The following is a 25,214-nucleotide window of genomic DNA, read 5'->3' on the forward strand; positions in this document are numbered from 1 at the left end:
AATTTAACCGCCCCCAAGTGCTGTGCAGCCGCCGCGCCCCGGGCTACCATGACCTCATGCGCTAGTGCGGTCTCACACTGTGTCAGCCCATGTGCCTGTGGGTGGCTTCGGTGCCCCTTCCTTGGCGGGAATCGGCGCCGGATACGGTATCCGGAACTGTGTTCTTTGGAGTGCGTCATGAGCAATGGTCGAATCCTGACAGCTGTGCTGGCCAGTATTGTGTTGATTCTCGGGGCGGGACCCTCCCTGAGCCCGCTGGCGGCGAACCTTGCCGGCACCGCGTCCGTCCAACCCGCCCAGCTGCCAGCGGCGCCTATTCCCGGCACACCAGGCGAACTTCACGTCACGGCAGCCGGCGACTACTCCAGCAGTGCCGCCGCGGCAGGGGTCATCTCAAGAGTGGGGACCATTGCCCCCGACCTGCACCTCGCCCTGGGTGACCTGACGTACGGGGCCACCGGGGCGGAGCAGCAGTGGTGCGACTTTGTCACCTCACGCACCGGCGCAGGATTCCCGTTCGAACTCATTTCAGGCAACCACGAGAGCAACGGCCAGAACGGCAACATCAACGACATTGCGGCGTGCCTGCCCAACCAATTACCCGGCGTTGTGGGGTCCTACGCGCGGCAGTACTATGTGGATGTTCCGGAACAAAACCCGCTGGTCCGGTTCGTCATGATCGCACCGGGCATCCCGTTCTCCGACGGCACCTGGGACTATTCCGTGGGCAGCCCCCGCTACAACTGGACCGCGGCAGCCATAGACGGCGCCCGCTCGGCGTCGATCCCTTGGGTGGTGGTGGGGATGCACACTCCCTGCCTGTCGATGGGGCAGTATGTGTGTGCCTCGGGTGCTCCGATCGCCAATTTGCTGCTGAGCAAGAAGGTGGACCTGGTGCTCAACGGCCATGAACACCTGTACCAGCGGACCAAGCAGCTGGCCACCTCGGCCGGCTGCTCCGGGCTGGTGGTCAACGTTTTCAACACCGCCTGCGTCGCGGACGGGGACAACTCGCTGGGCAAGGGTGCCGGCACCGTCTTCACCACGCTTGGCACCGGCGGTGTCACCCTGCGTGACGTCAATGCTGCGGATCCTGAGGCGCCCTACTTTGCGGCGTCGTCCGGGCTCAATGCCACACCCAGTCATGGTTTGCTGGACCTGAAATTCACGGCCACCAGCATGACTGCTGGATTCGTAGCCACAGCTGGATCATTCCAAGACAGTTTCAGCATCGCCCCGGCCGGGGCCAACGTGCCGCCCACGGCGGCCTTCACCAGTTCCTGCCTTGCCCTGGCTTGCAGTTTTGATGCGGCGGCTTCGACCGATCCTGACGGCAGCATCGTCAGCTACGCGTGGGACTTCGGCGACTCAAGCAGCGGCACCACCCAACCGGCCAGCAGGACTTATGCGGCCCCAGGGACCTACCCGGTGACCCTCACGGTGACCGATAACGCAGGTTCCAGTCGAAGCGTCGTCCAATCGGTGACCGTGACCGATCCGGTGGTGGGTCTGCTGGCGCAGGATGTTTTTGACCGGACAGTCACCAACGGTCTGGGGGTGGCCGACACCGGCGGGCCCTGGTCCACCACCGGCAGCGCGGCCAACTACTCAGTTGCCGCAGGGACAGGGCGCATCCGCATCCCGGCGGCCGGTGGCGGCCTCAACGGATACCTCGGAACGGTGTCCTCATCCGCCACAGAACTGTATCTGGAACTGGCAACCGACAAGCCGGCCTCTGGTTCGGGCCTCTATGTGAGTGGCATCGGGCGCAGAATTGCTGTGGCGGGGGAGTACCGTGCAAAAGTTCTTCTGGCCGCCAACGGGTCCGTGGGGTTGTCCTTGGTCAGGACTGCCGCGAACGGTGCCGAGACCACTATCCAATCATCTGTGACCATTGCCGGTCTCAACTACGCGGTGGGCGATAAGCTGGTTCTGCGTTTGCAGGTGACGGGAACGTCGCCCACCACCATCAGGGCCAGGGTGTGGGAGCTGGGCAATCCCGAGCCGACCACGTGGCAGCGCAGCATCACCGACACGACTGCGGCGCTGCAAGGACCAGGCGGTGTGGGCGTAGCCACCTACCTCTCCGGCACCGCCAACAACGCTCCGTTGACGGTGCTCCTGGACAACCTGAAGGCAACAGCACCTTAATTGTGGGTGCTAGCTCCGGACCCGAGGGGCGGCAACGCCGGCGAGCTGGTGCGCGTCCAGGGCAAACAGGTCCTGCGAACCTGCCGTGGCGGCTCCCAGCAAACCGGTCGACGCCGGGAGCAGCTGCTCCGCATAGAACCGGGCCAGCACCAGTTGGCTCTGCGCCAAGGACGCATCGTCTGTGGCGGCGGCTGCCAGAGCCGCCCGGGCCAGCATCCACGCGCCGGTGCACAGTCCCCACATGCGCAGGAACGGCGTCGAGCCGGAAAGGACCGCATTAGGGTCAGTGGTGCCCGTGCGTAACATCCAGCGGGTGGCCTCTTCTAGGGCGTCAAACGCCCGGCCCAGTTCCGCCCCGATACTGGCGAACGCCGCACCGCCCTGGGTCAGCTCGGTTTCAACCTCACGCATGGAGGCGAGGAACTCCAGGACGGATGCCCCGCCGCGGATGCCGAGCTTGCGCCCCACCAGGTCCGCGGCCTGGATTCCGTTGGTGCCCTCGTAGATTGCTGCAATCCGAACGTCCCGGACGTGCTGGGCGGCCCCGGTTTCCTCGATGAAGCCCATGCCGCCCTGGATTTGGAGCGCAAGTGACGTCAGCTCGTTGCCCAGGTCCGTGCCGAACGATTTGCAAATGGGGATGAGCAGGCCAACGATCTCGGCTGCCCGGGCACGCACGGCCGGGTCCGGATCGTGGGTGCTCCTGTCCACGTAGCTGGCGTCGAGCAGCATGAGGTAGCGCATGGCGGCCAGATGGGCGCGCTGTGTCAACAACATGCGCCGCACGTCCGGGAAATCGATGATAGCCGAGCTGGTTCCGGACGCCCCGATGGCCAGTCCTTGCCGGCGCTCCTGCGCATAGGCGAGGGATTGCTGGTAGGCCCGCTCTGCAACGGCCAGGCCCTGCACGCCAACCCCGAGCCGGGCACTGTTCATCATGACAAACATGATGCGCATGCCCAGGTTCTCCTCGCCGATGAGATAGCCGGTGGCGTCCTCGTAGGAAAGCACACAAGTGGGGGAGGCATGGATTCCCATCTTGTGCTCAATGGACACTGTCTGGACGGTGTTGCGTGCACCGAGTGAGCCGTCGTCGTTGATCAGGAACTTGGGCACAATGAAGCAGGAGATGCCACGGGTTCCCTCGGGGGCTCCGGGCGTGCGGGCCAATACCAGGTGGACAATCTGTTCAGCCATGTCGTGGTCGCCGTAGGTGATGAAGATCTTTTGACCCGTGATGGCGTAGCTGCCGTCGGCCCGGGGCACGGCACGGGTGGTGAGCGCCCCGACGTCGGACCCGGCCGCGGGTTCGGTCAGGTTCATGGTGCCTGTCCATTCACCGCTGATCATCTTGGGCAGGTAGCGCTGCTTGAGGGCGTCGTCGCCGTAGTGCAGCAGGGCCTCGATGGCTCCCTGGGTCAGCAGCGGGCACAGCGAGAATGCCATGTTGGCGCTGGTCATGAGTTCCTGGATGACAAGGCCAACCGTCCGCGGGAATCCGCCGCCGCCATACTCCTCCGGCAGTGGCACCGAGCCCCAGCCGGCGTCGACGTACTGCTGGTAAATCTCCTTGAACCCGCTGGGTGTCACCACCGCGCCATCGGGCAGCAGCCGTGACCCTTCGGTGTCGCCTTGGCGGTTGGTGGGCGCCACAACCTCGGCCATGAACTCCCCGCACTGCTCCAGAAGCTCCATGACCGTCTCAAAGTCCGCATGCTCGAATCCGGGGAGTTTGGCGATGCTGGGGTATCCCACAACATGTTCCAGGGCGAAGGCAATGTCGGCAAGGGGAGGCTGGTAGTGGCTCATAAACGCCAGCGTACATCGGCCCAATTGTTTTGTGGGGGATTCTAGTTACCCATCAGTAATGTGTCGCGCGCCACAGGATGGGGGTGGGCGGTCTCGCGGGAAATCCGTCCGCAAGCCTCGACAGTCACTGCGCATCCTTGATCTACTGGTTTCAAGGCTGCGGCACAGGAATTCCATCAAACATTAGGGAGCAGGCATGCGTCAACGGGGGACAACCACTGTTTGCACGGCCATCGCGGTGGCGGCGGCTTTCACGCTTTCGGCATGCACCGAGCCAACTCGGTCCTCCGTGGAGATCAGCACGGGAAAGGCACCCGGCCAGGACGTCGTTGCAGCTCCGGAAGGCTCTGTTGAGACGGCGCTGCAGGAGCTCCCGGACATTGTGGCAGCGGCCCTGAAATCTTCCAACATCCCCGGCATGGCAGTCGCCGTGACGCACAAGGGACGGACGGTCTTCGCCCAGGGCTACGGCGTCAGGAAGCTCGGGGAGGCGGCAGTCATCGACCCGGGCACCGTTTTTCAAATCGCCTCGTTGTCGAAACCACTCGGCGCCACAGTGGTGGCCTCCCAGGTATCCAAGGGGGTCCTGGGCTGGGAAACGCCCATCGCCACCCTGATGCCCAGTTTCACGCTGTCGGATCCATGGGTCAGCAAAGCTGTGACTGTGGGTGATGTGTATTCCCACCGCTCGGGCCTGCCCAAGGCCGCGGGGGACAGCCTGGAGGACATCGGCTACGGCAGGGCCGAGATCCTGGAGCGGCTGGCATTGGTGCCGCTGGATCCCTTCCGCATCACCTACAACTACGCAAATTTCGGCATGACGGCGGGGGCCGAGGCTGTGGCCATGAGGGCCGGTGTCGCCTGGGAAGACCTGGCCCGGGATGAGCTGTACGCGCCGCTGGGCATGGGCTCAACCAGCTCCAGCCATACCGACTTCCTGGCCCGCGACAACCGTGCCACCCTCCATGCCAAGACTTCTAGCGGCTTCGCCGCCCTCTATGAGCGCGACGCCGACGCCCAATCACCGGCCGGAGGGGTCAGCTCCAGCGTCCAGGACCTGGCGAATTGGATGGAACTGGTGCTGGGTCAGGGCACCTGGAAGGGGCGGGAACTCATCAAGGCCCAGGCCCTGCTGCCGGCCATCTCCGCCCAGACAACCTCGGGCCATTCGGCGTTCCCGGACCAGCGAGCCGGCAACTACGGATTCGGCTTCAATGTGGGCACCCAGCCCGGGGGCAGGGTCAGCCTGGGGCACTCGGGTGCGTTCGTCCTGGGCGCCGGGACTGCCATGACCATGATTCCCTCCCTTGACCTGGGCATTGTGGTGCTCACCAATGCCGCACCGCTGGGGGTGGCCGAGGCCGTGGCCGCTGGTTTCATGGACTACGCCCAATTTGGTGCCAGCCACAGGGACTGGGTACGCGACTACGCGGGGGCTCTGGCGGGTCTCACGGCCCCTGCAGGGGATTTGGTCGACGCCACGGCACCCACCAACCCGGCGCCGTCGACCGCGCTGGATTCCCTGCTTGGCTCCTACGTCAACGCCTACCACGGCCCGGCCACAGTGACGTTCGACGCCGGAAAACTCACCGTTGCCCTGGGCCCGAGTGGCACGTACGTGCTTGCGCTGGAGCATTGGGATGCGAACACGTTTGCGTTTGTCCCCACGGGCGAGAATGCACCCGCCGGGTCCCGCTCCTCGGCAACGTTTGCCCAGGACGCTGTGGGGCGGCCAACTCTGCGCCTGGAGTTCTTTGATTCGCAGGGCTTGGGGACCTGGGTGCGCCAGTAGCGCCTGCCCTGTCCGAATGGCTAACATTCGTCATCGGGGCCCTGGTGCGGGCAATTAATTCTTGACGGGCAGGGACGGTGCCGAGGATGCTTGTCAGTACCACTGCGGTGCGGGGATCGATGGCCAGTGGTGGCACCGTTGGATGGGTTTCCTGGAGGACCTGATGGACGAGACTGAGCGCCTAGTTTGTTATTCAGTCTCGTTGGCCGACGGCGACAATCCAGAAGGGCTGTTGCATCAACTCGAACGCAGCCTGGCCAGCCTCCGCCGCCACAACGGGACCATCGCCGTCGTCGTCTTCCTGTACGGCACACCCACCCCGCACCTTGTCCGGATCTGTGCTGAACAACGCGCCTGCCTGCAACTTCAGGGCGACTACGCGCACCGGCTGGCGGAATTGTGTCCACGAGGCTGGCCCGTTCTGGCCAGGTACCCCACGCTGCACAAATTTCTGAACAACACCTGGCTTGCACACACTCCTGCACAGCAGGTGCTGTACAGCGACTGCGACACCGTTTTCCGGGCCGACGTCGAGCACCTGTTTCGAAGCTATGGGGATCCCGACATCGTAGCCCGCGAGGAGGTTCACAGCTCGCGCAGCCACCACGGTCCGGACACCTCGTTCCTGGACGAGCCAGCGTTGGGGCGCCTGTGCACCGCCATGGGGGTGGCCGCGGTACCCCCGTTCAACACCGGCGTGGTCCTGCTCAACCACCGGATCTGGGTGGAACTTTCACGTGTGGAGGGCTGGTTTGTTGAGTGCGCCTGGCAGTTGCTGCTGTGGATGTCGCTGCACCCGGGGCACCGCACCGATGCCCGCTTTGGGATGCTCGACGGCGTCGAGGGGGCCTCCCAGCTGGCCACAGCCACGCAGTTGGACCAGGCGCTCCCGTTCCCCTCGGCCAACCAATGGATCCTGGAAGAGATCGCCACGTGGCTTGCGTTGGGGGCCCTGCCCGCTCTGCGCACCGCAGATTTCAGTCCAGCGGATGTGGCACAGAACGGGGAATTCACGGCCACCGACCCGGACCGGGCCGGCTGGACGTTGTGCCACTACTACTCGGGCAATCAAGACAGCATTACACGCTGGCTCGACGGCAGCCTCGCCAGCAGTCATTGACATCGATCATCAAGGGTAAACGATTATAAGGGGAGAGTCATGGTTAGCAAACCAGCAGGCAAAAAGAGCGCGAGCCCAGGTGCGGCCCACAGCGGAGGAAAGGGCAAAGCAAAGGCGTCCTCACCGCCCACGGAAAACCAATTCCCAGACCGCATCTTCGCCATGGCTTCGCCGCTGTCCGCCAGCCTCTCGATGTTCACCCCGGGCCTGGTGCCCACCGTGGACACGCTCGGGCTGCACGTCTCCGACGACGACGTTGTCGTGAGAGCCATGGCGGCTCTCAGTGAAGCAGGCTTCGAGGTGCTCCAGGCCACCAATCTGATGGTCAACTTTTGCGGCCCGCGCGCCTTGTTTGATTCGGCGTTCGGCGCCCACCTCTACACCCAGGAACGGCTCGTCCACAAGCCTGGTGGAGTCGAGGGGTTGGCCACTTTCATCGACAACGCGGACACGGAAATTTCGGGTTTGATCGATCCGGCCGGGACAGCCTTTGCGGGCGTGCTGGACGGCATCGCCATCGAGGAACCTTACTACCTGCACACGGCGGACTCGCTGCCGCCGACAGTCAACTATTTTCATTTGAACGTCCCCGACGACGTGTCCGTGGGGCTCAACGCCGAACAGCCGCACCGCACTGGCATCACCGGCAAGGGTGTCAAGGTGGCCATGGTGGACACCGGATTCCAAACACACCCGTTCTTCACCGAGCACGGCTACCGGGTGCAGCCCACAACGCTGGGCCCGGGCACGGCTGACCCCACTGTTGACGAGAACGGGCATGGGACCGGCGAATCGGCCAACATTTTCGCCACGGCACCAGATGTCACGTTGTACCCCGTCAAGACGGCGACGGCGACGGGCGCACTCGTCAACGTCACCGCAGCCTTCAATGCCGCCGTGGCCCTGGAGCCTGACATCATCACCAACAGCTGGGGATCCGACCAGCAGAACGGCCCGTTGAGTGCGGCCAACCAGGCACTGGCGGCGGCCGTCGCTGCTGCTGTTTCTGGCGGAATTACTGTAGTCTTCTCGGCTGGGAACGGCGGCTGGGGATTCCCAGGCCAGCATCCGGATGTTATTTCCGTCGGCGGCGTCAACCGCGAACGCAACGGGGCGCTGCGTGCCTCAAACTACACCAGCGGTTTCATGTCCAACATCTATGCCGGGCGGCGGGTGCCCGACGTGTCGGGCCTTGTCGGCATGCTGCCCCGGGCCATGTACATCATGTTGCCCATCCCCGAAGGGTGCGCCATCGACGTCGGCAACGGCGGCGGCACACACCCCAACGGAGACCAGACGCTGACCACCGACGGCTGGGCTGCCTTTAGCGGCACCTCGGCTGCGGCGCCACAGATTGCAGGAGTCTGCGCCTTGATCCGGCAAACGTGCGCCAGGTTGAATCCGGCCGCCATCCGGGACATCCTCATGACCACGGCCCGGGACGTCACCACCGGAACCAACCATCCGAACCACGGCAACGCTGCCGTAGTTGGCCCCGACACCGCCACCGGCAACGGTCTCGTGGACGCCCACCGGGCGGTGCTCATCGCCAAGTTGCGCTGCCGCATCGTGCGCCCGGTTCGTCCACTGCCGCCGATTGGGCCCATTGTTCCCATCATCCCGTTCCGGCCGCCGTTGGGGCCGATTGTTCCGGTGGGGCCGATCGTGCCCATCATCCCGTTCCGGCCACCCGTTGGGCCGATCGTTCCGGTGATCCCGTTCAGGCCCCCGTTTGGCCCGATCGTGCCCATCCTGCCTTTCCGGCCGCCATTTGGGCCGATTCCTCCGATCATTGGACAGGACGACGACGGGCGGGGCGAATCTGAGGGGATGCCGTTGACAGACCATGACGTGGCGGAGATCGAACGGTTCATCATCGAGTCGCCCCAACCGCCGGAGCTCTGAACTGTGGGCGAACGCGGGGAGCTGGTTGCGCTGGTGATCCTGCAATCACCAGCCGGCCCGCCTCTGGACAGCGAACTGACCGCTGCGGGGCTGGCCCGGCACCTGCCGGGGAGCGCCGCCGTTGCCGCGGTCCAAACCGAATTGGCCGCAGCCGGGTTCGCCGTCCATCAGGCAGTGGGCCTCTCGTTTTCCATCGAGGGGCTTGTCAGTGATTTTCAACGGTACTTTGGCGTCACACCAGTCCAGTCCACGGATGGTGGCTGGACTGCTGGCGGGGGTACCGAGCTTCCGCTGGACGGACTGCCGGACCACGAACGGGCCTTGGTGCGCGCCGTGGTGTTTGAACCACCGGCAGAATTGATGGGAGGTGACGGGTGAGCACACAGCTGCGAAGCGAGGCCGCGGATCGCCTCGCCATGGGCAACCTGGCTCAGGGCGGGGGAGTGATAGTGGTGGACGGGTTGCCCGGGGCGGCGCAGGCCGCCGAACTGCTGGCCGAGGCCATGGTGCTGTATCCCGGTGCCGACGAGCAACGGGTGGACCAAGGCGACGGGGCCACCGGCCGAGGGGGAGCACCTCCCCGGCAGCTTTTCACCTCAGGCGGTGGACTCGTGCAGGATGCGTTCTATGGCGCCCCCTGGCTGTCCGGCTATTTGTCGACGCTGTGCGGTGCGCCGGTTTCACCCACCGGAGGGCGCGGCAGTTACAGCTACTACGTGCGCCCGGGTGACTACTTGGGGCTGCACCTGGACATCGACGCCTGCGACGTCACCCTGATCACCGTGTTGCGCGATGATTCGCCGCCGGATGATCCGGCCGGGGCGCTGCTGGTCCACCCCGGCTACCGGGGTGCGGACCTTGACGCGGTGCGCAGGGACCCGAGTGGTGGCGCGGGCATGGTGAAAGCCGTCCCGGGGCAGAGCATTGTCCTGTTGGGCGGGATGGTGCCGCATGAAACGGTTCCTGTCGCTGAGCATGGCCTGCGCATCATTTCGGCGCTGTGTTTCCGCGCCGGCTGACGACGGATTCACGGTGAAAGTCACGGCGACGATGCAGGAGCGTCCATGAACAACGAGCCTGTGCTGGCCGAGGGGATCGGCATGGGCGGATTGGCCCGGCGTCATGGACCAGTCGCTGCCGGTGTCGGGACGGGTTGTTGCGGTACGACTGACGGCACATTTACCGGCAAAGTGACCTTGACCTCATTTGGCTATTTCAATGCCTATGATCCTGCCGCGGGCAGGTATTGTTCTACGTAGCCAAGGCGCCCTTCTCAGGGTTAGCGGCGGTTAGGCTCGTACAGTATCTCGCCGATGCTGTGCGGGTCGCCCTAACAAATTCCCCTCGGGGACCTTGTTGACAGCAGTAAATGCCGTACATGCACCTCTAGCTCAATTGGCAGAGCAATTGACTCTTAATCAATGGGTTTCCGGTTCAAGTCCGGAGGGGTGCACCAACGAGAACCGCTTCGACACCTGTAGCAATGGGTGTTGGAGCGGTTTTTTGTTGTCCTGAGGTGTCCCGGGGGCCGTTGTGGACATTCGCTGTAGGCCTGCCATGGGCAAAAGTCCACAACGGCCCCCGACGCGGAAAATATGTCATGCACAAGCCTTGGCAATAACGTTTTGATCTCATTGGGCACCTCGGCCATGGCCTGACTGTAGGGTGATAATTGCTCAGCGACGGACACGCTGAAGCCCTCACCACCAAGACCAGCCCAGGGGACGATGCGGGACCATGAAAACAGCACCCGTTGTGACCTTGCGCGAAAGTCGCGGTCAGGAGGACCTGGAAGAACTCACTAATGTCTGGCGTGACTCCGTGGAGGCAACACACCACTTCCTGCCCCTGGACGTCATTGACCGGCTGGAACCGGTGGTTCGCGATGACTACCTGCCAAACCTCAGGGTGCAGGTGGCCGAGCTCAACGGCTGCATTGTGGGGTTCATTGGCATGCAGGCCCAGCAAATTGCCATGCTCTTCGTGGCCGACGAGGCGAGGTCCATGGGCATTGGCAGCCAACTCATTGACTGGGCCAAGGAACGGTTTACAGCCTTGACCTTGGATGTCAACGAACAAAACCCGCGGGCTGCCGTCTTTTACATCAGGCGCGGTTTCACGCCGCGGGGCCGCTCGGAAACCGACGCCCAGGGGCAGCCGTTCCCGCTCCTGCACATGGGCTGGTCAGCCGGGCAGGCGGACTAGGCTCGCGGCTTCAGAGCAGGTTTCCCAGCCAGTATCCCAACGCCGCAGCACCAACAGTGGCCGCCAAGGTGCCCAGTGCGTTGGCAGCCGAGGCCAGAATGCGCTGGTCCATCAGCAACCGGATGGTTTCATGGCTGGTGGTGCTGAAGGTGGTGTAGCCGCCTAGGAACCCGGCACCCAAAATCAGGGACCACTCCTGCGGCAACAGGACCCCCGCTGCCGCGGCGGACACCAGGCCCAAAGCCAGGGATCCGGAGACATTGATGCTGAAGGTGGCCCAGGGAAAAGTGGTTTGCAGCTTGTGGCCAATGAAGCCGTCCAGGGCAAAGCGGGCCGCCGCGCCCACCCCGCCGGCAACAGCAATGGCCAGAAAAACAAGTGGTGTCATCGCTGATCGCCTGCTCTCAACGGGCTTTCGCTGGCGCCCGCCAAGGTGCCCACTGCCATCCCTGCCCAGGTGGCCAGTGCCCCAAGCAAAACTGTCCCCAGGCCATAGGCGGCCGCCCAGAACACTCCTGCGGAGCCGGCCAGCAAGACGACACCCAAGGCCAGGGTGCTGTAGGTGGTGAAGCCGCCACAAAAGCCGGTGCCAAGGAGCAACCGCAGACGCCTGGCGGGCTGTGGGTGACCCGGGGGCATGGTGGACAAGGCTGCATAGAGCAACCCCAAGAGGAACGCACCCACAAGGTTCGCAAGGACTATTGCCCAAGGGATCGCACCGGCGTCGGGCATCCCTAGGATCAGGCCCTCGCGTGCCGCCGCGCCAAGAGTGCCCCCAAGCGCCACCCATGCCAAGGACTGCGGCCGCAGGAACGGGAGGCTCACGTGGCCGCCGGCAGCTGGTGGTGCGTGGGGATGACCAGGACGGCCCGGTGTTGTTGGCGGGCAAGCTTGGCGGCGACGGAGTGACTGAAGACCTGGCGCAGCGAGGCGCGGGCGTCGCCGTGCGTACCCACCACGATCATGCCGGCGGCCAGGGTGTTGGCGCAGCGGGTCAGGGACTGTGCTGGGTCGCCAGCCAGAAGTAAAGTCCGCCACGCGACGGGCACGCCGGCCAGCTGTTCCGCCAGCGCGGCCGCAAGCCGGGTGGGGAATTGGGCATCGGCGTCGTCAGCGAAATCGGGGTCAATGGGCGCCGAGGTGACGCTTCCGTCCGCGGCCTCGCTGAGAAGGTACCGGGCCGGGTTGGAATAGGCGCACACCAGCGGGCACCCCAAGGCGGTGGCCAATTGTGCCGCCTCATCCAGCACTACGGCCGGCTGTCCGGGGTAGACGCCCACCAGCAGGCAAGTCATTGACGCACCCATTTAGGCCAGAGGTGTTTCAGGGGGAGTACCGGCACCGGAATGGCCGGCAGGGCCGGGAGGGCCGCCCGGGTGACGGCGGTTGGCGCGGGCTGCCGCCTTCTGCGCCTTTGCGGCGGCACGGGTATCCTCGCGGGCCTGCTTGTCAGCCGCCTTGGCGTTTTCTTTGGCCGCGCGTGCCTGGGCCAGCTCTTCCTCGCGGACAAGCTTTTGTGCAGCCTTGTATTCTCGGATTCTCTTGCCACGGCGCAACAACATGCGGCCCAGAACTATCACGGCCACTCCGCTCATCACACCAAGCACCATGAAGAGCTGGCTCCAGGTGCCGAACCAATTGGCGTTGCTCGTGGCCCAGATGGCCCGCGCGTCGGTCGCAGTTCCCGTGTTTCCGTACAGGACTGCCAGGGTGAGCAGATTTGGCAGGGTGAGCAGCAGGCCCAGGCCCAGGAGGAAAATTCGTCCCCACTTGTTCAGCTTGCTGCGGCGGGCCTGCCACACCAGCAGAACGGGAATGAAGGTGAAAGTGAAACCGTAGAACAGTCCCAGCGGAATGCTGTTTCCCAGCTGGCCGCCCACCTGGTCCCGAATGGCATTGGCCCACACCAGCGGTACCGTGACCGAGGCGATGAGGTAGGTAACCACCAGCAGTGCGGCCGCGCCCACGCCAAAAATGGTCAGGAGCAGCCACTGCGGCAGGCCGGCCTTCGTGTTCTTGTTCCCGTCGGCGCCCTGCGGGGTCGATGGAGCGCTGGCCGGAGTGGGGGATACGGAATCGGTCATAGCTAAATCATCGCAGAGATGACGCCGCTCGCGGAGAAAAGTCGGACCAGTTTTGCTAGAAAGTACCTTCGACTTGTGAATAATGCCCGCACACTAAAGACTGGTAATGGTTTATGGAAAGCAACGATGTTCCAGCTCCGTGTTCTACTAGTTCCACATGTTTTTTGATTAGTCATATTCTTCGCCCGGCCGCGATGAACCCTGAAAGGTGCCCACCATGAGCAACATTCCCGCAGACTTGTCCTACACAGCAGAGCACGAATGGGTGTCGGCGCCCTCCGCGGACGGTGTGGTGCGCGTGGGCATCACCGATTTCGCCCAAGATGCCCTCGGTGACGTTGTTTACGTCCAGGTGCCCGAGAGTGGTAGCGACGTCACAGCCGATACCGTGGTGGGAGAGGTTGAATCCACCAAGAGCGTCAGCGACATCTACGCCCCCCTCAGCGGTGTTGTCAGTGCCCGCAACGAGGCACTTGATGCAGATCCGTCCCTGATCAACTCCGACCCTTACGGCGCCGGTTGGTTGCTGGAAATCACCCTTTCCGACGCCGCCAGCTACGGCGCTTTGCTCAGCGCAGCCCAGTACCAAGAAAAGGTAGGCTAGGGAGACTAGGACTGATTGCGCGGTGTCCGCTGCTCCACAACCACGGGGCAAGCGGTGCCATGCAGGCCTTTCCCAGCCAGCGCTCGTACGTTTGTAGTACTTGGGAACTCAACAGAATTCCCAACATCATTTTCTGCTAGGAGGAGTACCAATGGTTGACAGGAGTAATGACGCCGGGGTTACGGGTCAGGCGAACTCCCAGGACCAGCCTGGTGCCACGGACACCACCTCAATTGCGCTTCCATCAGTGGCAACAGGGGGTCCCACATCGGTTCCCGTGCTGGCACCGGACGAGCAAAATGCCGTGAACTCGCTGCCCGCCGGTTCCGCACTTCTCATTGCGCACGTTGGACCCAACGCGGGGGCGCGGTTCCTGCTGGACAGTGCCGTCACCACGGCAGGGCGTCACCCGGACGCAGACATCTTCTTGGATGATGTGACAGTTTCGCGACGTCACGTGAACTTCATGAAGTGTGACGGCGGTTTTGAGGTCCTCGACGCTGGAAGCCTCAACGGCACCTACGTCAACGGCGACAGGGTTGACTCGGTGCGCCTGCGCAACGGCAATGAAGTGCAGATCGGCAAGTTCCGCTTGACGTACTACTTCAGTGCCAGCGAACCCGCTGCCGACTCCTAGGGGCGAGGGTGGCAAGTGTGAACGCCGCTGCCGGACGCCGATTGGTGGATGTGCAATCCACCAATCGGCGGAACGGTGCTGCCGCCGTCTTGAACATTGGTGAGGTCCTGGCGCTGCTGACCACGGACTTCCCCACTGTGACGGCATCAAAGATCCGATTTTACGAGGAAAAGGGCTTGATCAGCCCGCAGCGAACCCCTGCAGGGTACCGGCAGTTCCGGGAGTCCGACGTCGAACGCCTGCGGTTTGTGCTGGGCCTCCAACGCGACCACTACCTGCCGCTGAAAGTCATCCGCGACTATCTCGATGACCTTGACGCCGGCCTCACGCCGCAAAATCTTCCCCCCGGCGTCTCCGTGGCGCCGCGCATGGTTTCCGACGACATGGCCCGTGAACTCAAGGGCAGGTCGCGCCGGTTCACCCCGGAAGAGCTGCGCCGCGAATCCGGTGCCAGCGAGCAGCTGTTCGAGACAATGCTCAGCTACGGACTGGTGGAATCACACAGGGGAACCTTCGACGACCACGCCCTCAAAGTGGCCCAGGCCTGCACAGCGCTGGCCGCGCACGGCCTGGAACCGCGGCATCTGCGTCCCTTCCAAGCGGCGGCGGACAGGGAGTTTGGCCTGGTGGAGCGCGCTGTGGCGCCCTTGTCCTCACGCAGGGACAGCACCTCTGCTGTGCGTGCCGCGGAAGCCGCACGCGAGATAGCAGAGTTGTGCCTGGGTCTGCACAGCGCCCTGGTCCATGCCCGCATCGCGGACATGGAAGCGCCGTGATTGAGTTAACCATTGTGGGGGTGCGGATCGAGATGCCCTCTAACCAGCCTCTGGTGCTGCTGCGCGAGCTTCTGGGTGACCGTCACATTCCCATCTGGATTGGTGCTGCCGAGGCCACGGCCATAGCCATGGCCGAACAAGGCGTGGTGCCACCGCGGCCCCTGACCCATGATCTGCTGTGTGGTGTTGTCCTGGCCCTGGGCCACAGCATTGTCCGGGTCAATCTGACAAAAGTTGAAGACGGCGTCTTTTACGCCGAGTTGCTGTTTGACGACGGCACCACTGTGAGTTCACGCGCCTCGGATGCCATAGCCATTGCCCAACGGGCCCAGTGCGCCATCTGGGCTGTGGAGAGCCTGGTGGAGGAGGCCGGCGTCGTCATTGGCGATCATGACGAGGACGGGACCGAGTCCGAGGTGAACGACGACGAGGCCAAGGAACGTGAGCTTCGTCAGTTCCGCGAATTCCTCAATGACGTGGAGCCCGAGGATTTCGGCCAATAGCCCTTGTGTTCTAGGGGATTTTGTGGAATCTCTAACCTTAAAGCTGAGGATGAAACTTTCGACACGGCAAAATTGTTGTGCAAACGTCTTTGACCTTGCTCCCGCAGCGTTCTAACGTCAAAGTATAGAGTTCCCCATTGCAAGCCGAGGCTGGCCCGGGCACACTGGAAGATTAGAGACTGTGAAAGTCGGATTCCGGGTGCTTTGTGCTGTACCGAACGCTGGCAGCCCATCCATTCGGGGAGTGCAACCAGGAGGATCAACGTGAGTCCCACGAGCGACGCCGGCGAACTGGCGGCAAGCGTTGTCCCCGCCCCCGCTACAAGGGCCGGTGCCCAGGGCTTGCTCTTCACCGAGGATCTTCCTGTTCTTGACGAAGATGCCGGCTACCGCGGCCCCACTGCGTGCAAGGCTGCCGGGATCACCTACCGGCAGTTGGACTACTGGGCCCGCACCGGCCTGGTAGAACCCGCCGTGCGCGGCGCCGCCGGTTCAGGGTCCCAGCGCCTTTACGGGTTCCGCGACATTCTGGTCCTCAAGGTGGTCAAGCGCCTGTTGGACACGGGTGTTTCCCTGCAGCAGATTCGCACAGCCGTTGAGCACCTGCGGGAGCGCGGCGTGGAGGACTTGGCCCAAATCACGCTGATGAGTGACGGCGCATCAGTGTACGAGTGCACCTCGGCCGACGAGGTCATTGACCTGGTTCAGGGCGGCCAGGGCGTGTTCGGCATTGCCGTGGGCCGTGTGTGGCGCGAGGTTGAGGGTACCCTGGCTGCGCTCCCCAGCGAGCATGCAGCCGTCCAGGGCTACGCCGACGACGAGCTCAGCAAGCGCCGCGCGAGCCGCAAAATCTCCTAACTTTTCCAACTGACCCGCAGAAAACGCCGAAAATACACGGTTTTACCGTGATTTTCGCCGTTTTCTGCGGGTCAGATCTTTTTGGGCCGCCAACCACGGCTGTAGAGCGCGTCACGGACTTTGCGGACGGCCGCCTTGGCACCGTCACGCATGTGATCCTTGCCGATGCGCACTTCAATCCAGCCAGCCTCTTGGAAGTCCTCTTGTCGCCGGATGTCGCGACCCACCTGCTCGGACTCATTGTGGGAGCCGCCGTCGTACTCCACGGCAACACAATATTCGGGGAACTGTGCGTCGGGTGTGCGTGACTTTCCATTGGCCAGAGCCACGGGTACGTTGATCAGCGGCTCCGGCAAACCCGCGTCGGCAAGAGCCAATCGCAGCCGGGTTTCGGGCGCAGAATCCGAGCCAATACGGGCAAGTTCCAAGGCTTGCCGTGCCTTCTGTATTCCGGGAGTCCCTTTGTGGCGATGCAGCATTTGTGCGAGTTCCGGCAGGGTTGCGTAGGGTTCACTCCGGTCTTCGAACTCGGGGCGGGGGATGCGGATGAGATGGTCCGCCACAACCACCAGCTCCTCCACCGACATGCGCCGTGAACAGTCCAGCCAGGTGCGGGCCCGGCTGGTGATCCACAGGCCGTCGATGCACAGGACTTCGTCATCTCGGAACTTCGTAGTGTGGCCATGGATGCCGACGCGCCGGGGTTCATCGTGGGGTGCCTGCCGGGAAATGTGGATCACGTTCTCGTCACTGCCGGGAAGGAAACCCGGGAACTCCCAAATGGTGAAGGCCGTGGCGTGGGATGCCGCGGAGTATCCGGTTACCTGCGTGTAGGGTGCGGTGAGTAGCGCCAGGGGAGCGTCCTGGGTGTTGATGGCCTTGATGCCGCGGCTGAGCCTGAGCACGGCCGCGTGTTTGAGCTTGCCGGGGCCAATGCCATGATCATTGGCCAGTCGTATGCTGAACGGCCCTGCGAGCAACTCGGGAGGAAACGATTCTGGATGGAACATGCTTCCAGCATGGCAAAATTCTGAGGCTGCCGCTGAGGTTATCCACAGTTTTGCGCCCGCTCACCAACTGACCCGCAGAAAACGCCGAAAATCGCGGGTTTGGACGTGATTTTCGGCGTTTTCTGCGGGTCAGTTGTGAGGGTTAGCCGCGGTACAGGCGGCTTCTGGTGGCGCTTTGGTTCAGCACCGAGTCCAGCAGGCGGTCGAACAGTGCTGAGGCGTTCTTGGCGGAGTCGCCGGGCCATTGGTGCACCGGGTGAGCCGCGCCCTGGATCTGCTGCCAGTTGGCCTGCTCGGGAATGGTGGGGGAGAGCAGCAGCTCGCCGAACATGGTCTTCATCTCCGCCAAGCGGTAGGCATGCTCGTTGGAGCCGGTGCGGACACGGTTCGCCACAATGCCGGCCGGAACCAGGGCCGGGGCAAATTCCGTGCGGAACAGTTCAATGGCGCGCAAGGTGCGCTGCGTGCCAGCCACAGAGAACAGACCAGGCTCGGCCACCAGGAGCACGCGGCTGCTGGCCGTCCAGGCCATCCGGGTCAGGCCGTTCAGTGACGGCGGGCAGTCGATGAGCACCAACTGGTAGGGGGCTGTGCCGTCACGGTCGGCATTCGCCAGCACCGTGGCGAGGCGGCGGAGATCGCGTTTGCCCAAATCGGGGCGGTCGTAGATCCCGCTGTAGGCCGATCCCATGGCGACGTCGAGCGTGGGGGTGGCCACGCCGTCGTGCTTGTGGGCGGCAAGCCACCCGCTGGGAACCACATTGGCGCCCAGATCCGCCTTGCGGGAGGTCTTGATGAGCTGGCCGATATCCAACTGGCCGCGCGCCGCAACGCCCAGGCCGGTGGTGGCGTCGGCGTGCGGGTCAAGGTCAATCACCAGGGTGGGGATCCCGGCAGCCAAGGCCGCGGACGCCAGGCCAAGCGTGACAGAGGTCTTGCCGACCCCACCTTTGAGGCTGCTGATACTCACTACTTGCACGGCTGAACCATTACCCTTTGCGTTGCTTACTCAAACATGTGCTGCTGCGAATAGCCCTGCCACATACAATAGCTGTGGAACGTTCGCGACTTGGAGAACCCATTGACAAATACCGCTGAAAATTTGCCCGGGCACCAGAACACAAACAACCTTGTGTCGGCCGTGTTTAGTGATCGACATATTGGGGTTACTGCGCAGCCCCACATTCATCATATGTTGAGCACTCTTGAATTTGGCTCTTTAGAGGAGCTTTCGGAGGCCGCGCTGCCAAAATCCATTTACACCACGGAGCCCATGAAGCTCCAGGCCGCCGTCTCCGAGGAAGCCATGCTCGCGGAATTGCGGGCCCTGGCGGGCAAAAACACTGTTAACAAGTCCTTCATTGGCCAGGGCTACTACGGCACCCACACCCCGGGTGTGATTCAGCGCAACGTGCTGGAAAGCCCCGCCTGGTACACGGCCTACACCCCGTACCAGCCGGAAATCTCCCAGGGCCGTCTGGAAGCCCTGCTGAATTTCCAAACTGTTGTGTCGGATTTGTCCGGCATGGTCACGGCCAACGCCTCCATGCTGGATGAGGGAACCGCCGCCGCCGAGGCTGTGGCCCTGATGCGCCGCACCAATCGGAGCGCCCCGGACAGTGCCGTTCTGTTGATTGATGCCGACGTTTTTCCGCAGACCCTTGCCGTGGTGTCCACCCGCGCCAAGGCCATGGGCCTGCCGCTGCTGGTCCACGACTTCGACGCCGGACTCCCTGACGTTGAGTTCTTTGGCGTGCTCCTGCAATACCCGGGCGATTCCGGCCGGGTCCGCGAGATTGCCCCGATCATTGCCGCAGCCAAGGCTCGCAAGGCCGTGGTGGCCGTTGCCGCCGACCTGCTGGCGCTCACCCTGCTGGAATCCCCGGGTGCTTTGGGTGCCGACCTGGCCGTTGGGTCCTCCCAGCGCTTCGGCGTTCCCATGGGCTTCGGTGGCCCGCACGCTGGCTACATGGCTGTGCGCCAGGGTCTTGAGCGGTCCCTGCCGGGCCGTCTGGTGGGCGTGTCCAAGGACGCTGCCGGGAACCAGGCCTACCGTCTGGCGCTGCAGACCCGCGAGCAGCACATCCGCCGCGAGAAGGCCACCTCCAACATTTGTACGGCACAGGTTTTGCTGGCAGTCATGGCGGGCATGTACGCCGTCTACCACGGCCCCGAGGGGCTGCGGAAGATTGCCACCCGCGTCCATGTCCGGGCCCAGGCAGTAGCTGAAGCAGCAACAGCTGCCGGCCACACTGTGGTCCACGCCAACTTCTTTGACACAGTCAAGATCAAGGTCACCTCGCACAGCGGCCACGCGGCGGCCGAGCTGGTTGCCGCCGCCCACCGCGCCGGCTACCTGCTGCGCCAGGTGGACCACGACCACCTCCAGGTCGCCGTGGACGAGACCACAACGGAAGCCGATGTTGCTGCGTTGGCGGCCTTGCTCGGCGCTGAGACGCCGGAATCCGACAACGTTGGGGCCGGCGTCGTGCTGCCAACGCCCGCCCGGGCCACGGACTACATGGCCAACCCCGTGTTCCACGCGCACAACTCCGAAACGCAGATGCTGCGCTACCTGCGCAAGCTCTCGGACGCGGATTATGCGCTGGACCGTGGCATGATCCCGCTGGGTTCGTGCACCATGAAGCTCAACGCCACGGCCGAGATGGCCGCTGTCACCTGGCCCGAGTTCTCCAATCTGCATCCCTTTGCACCTGCCGCCGACACCGTGGGCATTGTGGAAATGGCCACGCAGCTGGAGTCGTGGCTGGCCGAGATCACCGGCTACGACGCCGTCTCCGTGCAGCCCAACGCCGGCTCGCAGGGTGAGTTTGCCGGCCTCATGGCCATTCGCGCCTACCACGTGGAAAACGGCAATCCCGATCGCGACATTGTCCTGATCCCCACCTCCGCCCATGGCACCAACGCAGCCTCCGCCGTCATGGCCGGGCTCAAGGTTGTTGCCGTGGCCACCGACGGTTTCGGCAACATCGACATCGACGACCTCAAACGCCAGATCGCCACGCACGAGCACCGCCTGGCGGCCATCATGGTCACCTACCCCTCAACCCATGGCGTGTTTGAGACCGAGATCAGCACCATCTGCGCCATGATTCACGACGCCGGAGGCCAGGTTTACGTTGACGGCGCCAACCTTAACGCTCTGGTTGGCTTGGCCCAGCCGGGCAGGTTTGGTGCCGACGTTTCCCACCTGAACCTGCACAAGACGTTCTGCATCCCGCACGGCGGCGGCGGACCCGGCGTGGGCCCCGTGGCCGTGGGTGCACACCTGGCCAAGCACCTGCCTGCCCGGGAACTGGGCCTTGACTCCTCCGTGGGCCTGGTGTCCAGCGCACCGTACGGTTCGGCGTCGATCCTGCCCATCTCCTGGGCCTACATTCGCATGATGGGCCCGGACGGACTGCGCCTGGCCACCCAGACGGCGATCCTGTCCGCCAACTACATTGCACGCCGCCTGCGCGACCACTACCCGGTGCTGTACACAGGCGCCCACGATTTGGTGGCGCACGAGTGCATCCTGGACCTGCGCGGCATCACGGCGGACTCCGGTGTCACGGTTGACGATGTGGCCAAGCGCCTTATTGACTACGGCTTCCACGCACCCACCATGTCCTTCCCGGTGGCCGGCACCTTGATGGTGGAACCCACCGAATCCGAGGACCTGGGCGAGATTGACCGGTTCATCAACGCCATGATCTCCATCCGCAAGGAAATTGCAGCTGTCCAGGACGGGTTGTGGCCGGCCGAGGACAATCCGTTGGTCAACGCCCCGCACACGGCCCAAAGCATCGCGCAGGAGTGGGAGCATCCCTACAGCCGTGAAGAGGCCGTCTTCCCGGCCGGCGTGGACCCGCGGGCCAAGTACTGGCCCATTGTGCGCCGGATCGACCAGGCGTACGGTGACAGGCACCTGGTGTGCTCCTGCCCGTCCATTGAGGAACTGGCGGAAGTCTTCTAGTCCCTGACTCCTCCCAACTTTTGGGTCGCAAGCGACCCAAAAGTTGGGTCCCTCGGAGTCAGTGGCCCAACGTATTCGGTTTCGGCGTCGGGCGGTACTGTTTGTTACGGGACCGGCCGTGAGCTGCGCCACACGATTTGGTGCCTGCTGGGCGGCGGGGTGAGACTGACACCACTTTGTGTCGCAGCACAACATTAGTTATTTACAAGGCGGCACGGTTTTGGGTCTCACAAGGCACCGAACACCGTGCTCTCGAAGGTGAACCGTGCACTCCACTTATGGCTTGTGCGTGCCACCACACCATCGTTCACACAGGAGTGAGATGTTTTCGAAGATTCTGGTTGCCAATCGCGGCGAAATCGCCATCCGTGCCTTCCGGGCCAGCTACGAGCTCGGCGCCAAGACTGTTGCTGTCTTCCCCTACGAGGACAGGGCATCCATCCACCGTCAGAAAGCTGATGAGGCCTACCTGATCGGTGAAGAGGGCCACCCCGTACGGGCCTACCTGGACGTGGCAGAGGTCATCCGCGTTGCCAAGGAAGCCGGCGCCGACGCCATCTACCCCGGCTACGGCTTCTTGTCTGAGAACCCCGAACTTGCAGCTGCTGCCAAGGAAGCCGGGATCACGTTTGTTGGCCCACCGGCCGAGGTGCTTGAACTGACCGGCAACAAGGTCCACGCCCTGAACGCCGCCAAGGCGGCGGGCATACCTGTTCTGAAATCCAGCGCCCCCAGCGATAATCTGGAGGAGCTGCTGGCATCGGCGGCGGACATTGGTTTCCCCATCTTTGCCAAGGCCGTGGCCGGCGGTGGCGGGCGTGGCATGCGCCGCGTGGACAAGGCCGAAGACCTTGAAGAGGCCTTGAAGGCTGCCATGCGTGAAGCTGACTCCGCCTTCGGTGACGCCACCATGTTCCTAGAGCAGGCGGTGCTGCGCCCGCGCCACATTGAGGTCCAGATCCTGGCCGACGGCGAAGGCAACGTGGTCCACCTCTTTGAGCGTGACTGCTCACTGCAGCGCCGCCACCAAAAGGTCATTGAAATCGCGCCGGCACCGAACCTTGATGAGAACATCCGCAAGGCCCTGCACAGCGACGCCGTGAAGTTTGCCAAGGCCATGGGCTACGTCAACGCCGGCACCGTGGAATTCCTCGTGGACACCGTGGGTGAGCGGGCCGGTCAGCACGTCTTCATTGAAATGAACCCGCGCATCCAGGTGGAGCACACTGTCACCGAGGAGATCACCGACGTCGACCTGGTCCAGGCCCAGCTGCGCATCGCCGCCGGGGAGACCCTGGCCGATCTTGGCCTGAGCCAGGAAAACATCCACGTCAAGGGTGCCGCCCTCCAATGCCGCATCACCACCGAGGACCCCGCCAACGGCTTCCGGCCCGACGTCGGAAAGATCACCACCTACCGCTCGGCCGGTGGTGCGGGCATCAGGCTCGACGGCGGCACCATCTACGCCGGCGCAGAGATCAGCCCCCACTTTGACTCCATGCTGGTCAAGCTCACCTGCCGTGGGCGCGACTACCCCGCAGCCGTGGCCCGTGCCCGCCGCGCCCTGGCGGAATTCCGCATCCGGGGCGTCTCCACCAACATTTCCTTCCTGCAAGCGGTCCTGGAAGACCCCGCCTTCAACGCAGGCGACGTGGCAACATCCTTCATCGATGAGCGCCCGGAACTGCTGAACTCGCATGTCTCCTCGGACCGCGGCACCAAGCTGCTGACGTGGTTGGCCGACGTCAGCGTCAACAAGCCCCACGGTGAGCTGACGGTGCTGGAGGATCCGGCCCGCAAGCTGCCCGAGGTTGATGTGGCCCAGGCTCCTGCCGGTTCGCGGCAACTGCTCGCCGAGCTGGGCCCGGAAGGCTTCGCCGCAGCCCTGCGCGCACAAACGGCCGTGGCCGTCACCGACACCACCTTCCGCGACGCCCACCAGTCCCTGCTGGCCACCCGCGTGCGCACCCGGGACCTACTGGCTGCCGGCCCGGCAGTTTCGGTCCTGACACCCCAGCTGCTCTCCGTTGAGGCGTGGGGTGGCGCCACCTACGACGTGGCCCTCCGCTTCCTCGGCGAGGACCCGTGGGAGCGCCTGGCCCAACTGCGCGAGGCCTTGCCCAATGTCTGTTTGCAGATGCTCTTGCGCGGCCGCAACACTGTTGGCTACACGCCCTACCCGGCAGAAGTCACCGACGCCTTCGTGACCGAGGCTGCGGCGAGTGGCATCGACATTTTCCGCATCTTCGACGCCCTCAACGACGTGGACCAGATGGAACCTGCCATCAAGGCCGTGCGCGCCACGGGCACCGCCGTCGCCGAGGTTGCCCTGTGCTACACGGGCGATCTGCTGGATCCGGCCGAAACCATCTACACCCTTGACTACTACCTGGAGCTGGCGCAGCGCATTGTCGATGCCGGCGCACACATCCTGGCCATCAAGGACATGGCAGGGGTGCTGCGCCCGGCCGCGGCCGCCAAGCTGGTCACGGCCCTGCGCGAACGCTTCGAGCTGCCCGTCCACCTGCACACCCATGACACCGCGGGCGGGCAACTGGCCACGCTGATGGCAGCCATCAATGCAGGGGTCGACGCCGTTGACGTCGCCTCGGCGTCGTTGGCTGGCACCACCAGCCAGCCCTCTGCCTCGGCACTCGTGGCCGCGCTGGCCCACACCGAACGCGACACTGGGATCGACCTGGCCGCGATCAGCTCGCTGGAACCGTACTGGGAAGCCGTGCGACGCCTGTACGCACCTTTCGAGTCAGGCCTGGCCGCACCCACGGGACGTGTGTACCTGCACGAAATTCCGGGCGGCCAGCTCTCCAACCTGCGCCAGCAGGCCATCGCCCTGGGCCTGGGGGAGCGCTTCGAGGAAATCGAAGACATGTACACGGCAGCCGACAGGATCCTGGGGCACCTGGTCAAGGTCACGCCGTCGTCCAAGGTAGTGGGGGATCTGGCCCTGCACCTGGTGGGCATCAAGGCCGACCCTGCCGACTTCGAGGCAAACCCGCAAAACTACGACATCCCCGATTCCGTGGTGGGCTTCCTGGGTGGTGAACTGGGCACCCCTCCCGGCGGCTGGCCGGAGCCGTTCCGCAGCAAGGCGCTTCAGGGGCGCACCATCGTTGAGCGCATGGGCACCCTGAGCGGGCAGGACAGCGCCGAATTGGCCGGGGACAGTGAAACCCGCCGGGCAGCCCTGAACCGCCTGCTCTTTGCCGGGCCCACCAAGGATTTCCAGGCCGTGCGCAAAACGTACGGTGATGTGTCCGTGCTGGACACCCGCGACTACCTTTACGGCCTGCGCCGCGGGGTGGAACACGTCATGGCCCTGGGCAAGGGCGTGCGCCTGATCGCCGAGCTGGAAACCATTTCCGAGGCCGATGAAAAGGGCATGCGCACCGTCATGTGCAAGCTCAACGGCCAAAGCCGCCCCATCACCGTCCGTGACCGGAGCATTGAAAGTACCGTCAAGGCTGCCGAGAAGGCCGACGAGTCTGTTGCGGGCCAGGTTGCCGCGCCCTTCGCCGGTGCCGTGAGCTTGAAGGTTGACGTGGGTGACGTGGTTGATGCGGGCGCCACCATTGCCACCATCGAGGCCATGAAGATGGAAGCCTCCATCACGACGCCGGTGGGCGGCACTGTGACCCGCCTGGCTGTCGGGGAGATCGCCCAGGTCCAGGGCGGGGACCTGCTCGCAGTCATCTCCTAAAACGAAACTGACCCGCAGAAAACGCCGAAAATCACGGTAAAACCGTGTATTTTCGGCGTTTTC

Annotated in this window: 22 protein-coding genes and 1 tRNA gene; 16 read left to right on the forward strand and 7 right to left on the reverse strand. The window is 64.0% G+C overall.

What is annotated here, in order from left to right; genetic code table 11:
- Positions 1-177 precede the first annotated feature (177 nt).
- A complete protein-coding gene (locus tag ACX80Q_RS11050) occupies positions 178-2,151 on the forward strand; it encodes a PKD domain-containing protein (protein WP_459330582.1) in 1,974 nt (657 codons plus the stop codon).
- A 9-nt stretch (positions 2,152-2,160) separates the two neighbouring features.
- On the opposite strand, the gene ACX80Q_RS11055 is transcribed toward ACX80Q_RS11050, so the two are convergent.
- Positions 2,161-3,960: an acyl-CoA dehydrogenase gene (locus ACX80Q_RS11055; RefSeq protein WP_459330583.1), complete on the reverse strand. Its 1,800-nt coding sequence runs from the start codon at positions 3,958-3,960 to the stop codon at positions 2,161-2,163.
- 196 nt (positions 3,961-4,156) lie between these two features.
- Here ACX80Q_RS11055 and ACX80Q_RS11060 point away from each other — a divergent pair, with 196 nt between their 5' ends.
- From ACX80Q_RS11060 to ACX80Q_RS11095, 8 genes are all read left to right on the forward strand, one after another.
- On the forward strand, positions 4,157-5,752 hold the full coding sequence (locus ACX80Q_RS11060; RefSeq protein WP_459330584.1) for a serine hydrolase: 1,596 nt from the start codon (positions 4,157-4,159) through the stop codon (positions 5,750-5,752).
- Between the two features lie 61 nt (positions 5,753-5,813).
- Positions 5,814-6,872, forward strand: coding sequence for a hypothetical protein (locus tag ACX80Q_RS11065; RefSeq protein ID WP_459330585.1), 1,059 nt, complete (start codon positions 5,814-5,816; stop codon positions 6,870-6,872).
- A gap of 39 nt (positions 6,873-6,911) precedes the next feature.
- Entirely contained in the window at positions 6,912-8,777 is a 1,866-nt protein-coding gene (locus tag ACX80Q_RS11070) for a S8 family serine peptidase (protein ID WP_459330586.1), read from the forward strand.
- Positions 8,778-8,780: 3 nt separating this feature from the next.
- Positions 8,781-9,155, forward strand: a complete 375-nt coding sequence (locus ACX80Q_RS11075; protein WP_459330587.1) for a hypothetical protein — start codon at positions 8,781-8,783, stop codon at positions 9,153-9,155.
- The gene (locus ACX80Q_RS11080; RefSeq protein ID WP_459330588.1) at positions 9,152-9,796 is read left to right on the forward strand and encodes a hypothetical protein; all 645 of its coding nucleotides are present in this window, start codon (positions 9,152-9,154) and stop codon (positions 9,794-9,796) included. Before ACX80Q_RS11075 ends, ACX80Q_RS11080 begins: the two co-directional genes overlap by 4 nt.
- A gap of 45 nt (positions 9,797-9,841) precedes the next feature.
- Positions 9,842-10,036, forward strand: coding sequence for a hypothetical protein (locus ACX80Q_RS11085; RefSeq protein ID WP_459330589.1), 195 nt, complete (start codon positions 9,842-9,844; stop codon positions 10,034-10,036).
- A gap of 121 nt (positions 10,037-10,157) precedes the next feature.
- Positions 10,158-10,233 (forward strand) — tRNA-Lys (locus tag ACX80Q_RS11090).
- 281 nt (positions 10,234-10,514) lie between these two features.
- Positions 10,515-10,982 carry a GNAT family N-acetyltransferase gene (locus ACX80Q_RS11095; RefSeq protein ID WP_459330590.1) on the forward strand — a complete coding sequence of 156 codons (468 nt, stop codon included), beginning with the start codon at positions 10,515-10,517 and terminating at the stop codon, positions 10,980-10,982.
- 10 nt (positions 10,983-10,992) lie between these two features.
- Here the strand turns inward: ACX80Q_RS11095 and crcB are convergent, their stop codons facing one another.
- Genes crcB through ACX80Q_RS11115 form a run of 4 tightly spaced genes read right to left on the reverse strand, consistent with a single transcriptional unit; the run spans position 10,993 to position 13,066 of the window.
- Positions 10,993-11,370: a fluoride efflux transporter CrcB gene (gene crcB / locus ACX80Q_RS11100; RefSeq protein WP_459330591.1), complete on the reverse strand. Its 378-nt coding sequence runs from the start codon at positions 11,368-11,370 to the stop codon at positions 10,993-10,995.
- Positions 11,367-11,807, reverse strand: a complete 441-nt coding sequence (locus ACX80Q_RS11105) for a fluoride efflux transporter FluC (protein ID WP_459330592.1) — start codon at positions 11,805-11,807, stop codon at positions 11,367-11,369. Before ACX80Q_RS11105 ends, crcB begins: the two co-directional genes overlap by 4 nt.
- The gene (locus ACX80Q_RS11110; protein WP_459330593.1) at positions 11,804-12,277 is read right to left on the reverse strand and encodes a universal stress protein; all 474 of its coding nucleotides are present in this window, start codon (positions 12,275-12,277) and stop codon (positions 11,804-11,806) included. The genes ACX80Q_RS11105 and ACX80Q_RS11110 overlap by 4 nt, the downstream gene beginning before the upstream one ends.
- Positions 12,278-12,289: 12 nt before the next feature.
- Positions 12,290-13,066: a hypothetical protein gene (locus tag ACX80Q_RS11115; RefSeq protein WP_459330594.1), complete on the reverse strand. Its 777-nt coding sequence runs from the start codon at positions 13,064-13,066 to the stop codon at positions 12,290-12,292.
- A gap of 217 nt (positions 13,067-13,283) precedes the next feature.
- Between ACX80Q_RS11115 and gcvH the strand changes: the two genes are divergently transcribed.
- The 5 genes from gcvH to ACX80Q_RS11140 all read left to right on the forward strand — a co-directional run bounded on the left by gcvH (position 13,284) and on the right by ACX80Q_RS11140 (position 16,444).
- Complete coding sequence (gene gcvH / locus ACX80Q_RS11120; protein ID WP_459330595.1) at positions 13,284-13,670, forward strand: glycine cleavage system protein GcvH; 387 nt, start codon at positions 13,284-13,286, stop codon at positions 13,668-13,670.
- A 151-nt stretch (positions 13,671-13,821) separates the two neighbouring features.
- Positions 13,822-14,307, forward strand: a complete 486-nt coding sequence (locus ACX80Q_RS11125; protein ID WP_459330596.1) for an FHA domain-containing protein — start codon at positions 13,822-13,824, stop codon at positions 14,305-14,307.
- 50 nt (positions 14,308-14,357) lie between these two features.
- The gene (ftsR, locus tag ACX80Q_RS11130) at positions 14,358-15,083 is read left to right on the forward strand and encodes a transcriptional regulator FtsR (RefSeq protein WP_459330636.1); all 726 of its coding nucleotides are present in this window, start codon (positions 14,358-14,360) and stop codon (positions 15,081-15,083) included.
- Positions 15,080-15,586 carry a bifunctional nuclease family protein gene (locus ACX80Q_RS11135; protein WP_459330597.1) on the forward strand — a complete coding sequence of 169 codons (507 nt, stop codon included), beginning with the start codon at positions 15,080-15,082 and terminating at the stop codon, positions 15,584-15,586. Before ftsR ends, ACX80Q_RS11135 begins: the two co-directional genes overlap by 4 nt.
- Positions 15,587-15,850: 264 nt before the next feature.
- A complete protein-coding gene (locus ACX80Q_RS11140) occupies positions 15,851-16,444 on the forward strand; it encodes a MerR family transcriptional regulator (protein ID WP_459330598.1) in 594 nt (197 codons plus the stop codon).
- A gap of 71 nt (positions 16,445-16,515) precedes the next feature.
- Here ACX80Q_RS11140 and ACX80Q_RS11145 read toward each other — a convergent pair whose 3' ends face one another.
- Positions 16,516-17,454, reverse strand: coding sequence for a hypothetical protein (locus ACX80Q_RS11145; protein WP_459330599.1), 939 nt, complete (start codon positions 17,452-17,454; stop codon positions 16,516-16,518).
- A 142-nt stretch (positions 17,455-17,596) separates the two neighbouring features.
- Complete coding sequence (locus tag ACX80Q_RS11150) at positions 17,597-18,433, reverse strand: ParA family protein (protein ID WP_459330600.1); 837 nt, start codon at positions 18,431-18,433, stop codon at positions 17,597-17,599.
- Between the two features lie 153 nt (positions 18,434-18,586).
- Between ACX80Q_RS11150 and gcvP the strand changes: the two genes are divergently transcribed.
- Positions 18,587-21,433, forward strand: coding sequence for an aminomethyl-transferring glycine dehydrogenase (gcvP, locus tag ACX80Q_RS11155; protein ID WP_459330601.1), 2,847 nt, complete (start codon positions 18,587-18,589; stop codon positions 21,431-21,433).
- A gap of 322 nt (positions 21,434-21,755) precedes the next feature.
- Positions 21,756-25,151, forward strand: coding sequence for a pyruvate carboxylase (locus ACX80Q_RS11160; RefSeq protein ID WP_459330602.1), 3,396 nt, complete (start codon positions 21,756-21,758; stop codon positions 25,149-25,151).
- The last annotated feature ends 63 nt before the right edge of the window (positions 25,152-25,214 follow it).

The sequence above is a fragment of the Arthrobacter sp. HLT1-20 genome (assembly GCF_054510895.1).

Excerpts from the sequence above, each read along its gene's own strand:
- ACX80Q_RS11050 (WP_459330582.1), top strand. The coding sequence starts at position 178 with ATGAGCAATGGTCGAATCCTGACAGCTGTGCTGGCCAGTATTGTGTTG.
- ACX80Q_RS11055 (WP_459330583.1), bottom strand. The coding sequence starts at position 3,960 with ATGAGCCACTACCAGCCTCCCCTTGCCGACATTGCCTTCGCCCTGGAA.
- ACX80Q_RS11060 (WP_459330584.1), top strand. The coding sequence starts at position 4,157 with ATGCGTCAACGGGGGACAACCACTGTTTGCACGGCCATCGCGGTGGCG.
- ACX80Q_RS11070 (WP_459330586.1), top strand. The coding sequence starts at position 6,912 with ATGGTTAGCAAACCAGCAGGCAAAAAGAGCGCGAGCCCAGGTGCGGCC.
- ACX80Q_RS11085 (WP_459330589.1), top strand. The coding sequence starts at position 9,842 with ATGAACAACGAGCCTGTGCTGGCCGAGGGGATCGGCATGGGCGGATTG.
- ACX80Q_RS11095 (WP_459330590.1), top strand. The coding sequence starts at position 10,515 with ATGAAAACAGCACCCGTTGTGACCTTGCGCGAAAGTCGCGGTCAGGAG.
- crcB (WP_459330591.1), bottom strand. The coding sequence starts at position 11,370 with ATGACACCACTTGTTTTTCTGGCCATTGCTGTTGCCGGCGGGGTGGGC.
- ACX80Q_RS11110 (WP_459330593.1), bottom strand. The coding sequence starts at position 12,277 with ATGACTTGCCTGCTGGTGGGCGTCTACCCCGGACAGCCGGCCGTAGTG.
- ACX80Q_RS11115 (WP_459330594.1), bottom strand. The coding sequence starts at position 13,066 with ATGACCGATTCCGTATCCCCCACTCCGGCCAGCGCTCCATCGACCCCG.
- gcvH (WP_459330595.1), top strand. The coding sequence starts at position 13,284 with ATGAGCAACATTCCCGCAGACTTGTCCTACACAGCAGAGCACGAATGG.
- ACX80Q_RS11125 (WP_459330596.1), top strand. The coding sequence starts at position 13,822 with ATGGTTGACAGGAGTAATGACGCCGGGGTTACGGGTCAGGCGAACTCC.
- ACX80Q_RS11145 (WP_459330599.1), bottom strand. The coding sequence starts at position 17,454 with ATGTTCCATCCAGAATCGTTTCCTCCCGAGTTGCTCGCAGGGCCGTTC.
- ACX80Q_RS11160 (WP_459330602.1), top strand. The coding sequence starts at position 21,756 with ATGTTTTCGAAGATTCTGGTTGCCAATCGCGGCGAAATCGCCATCCGT.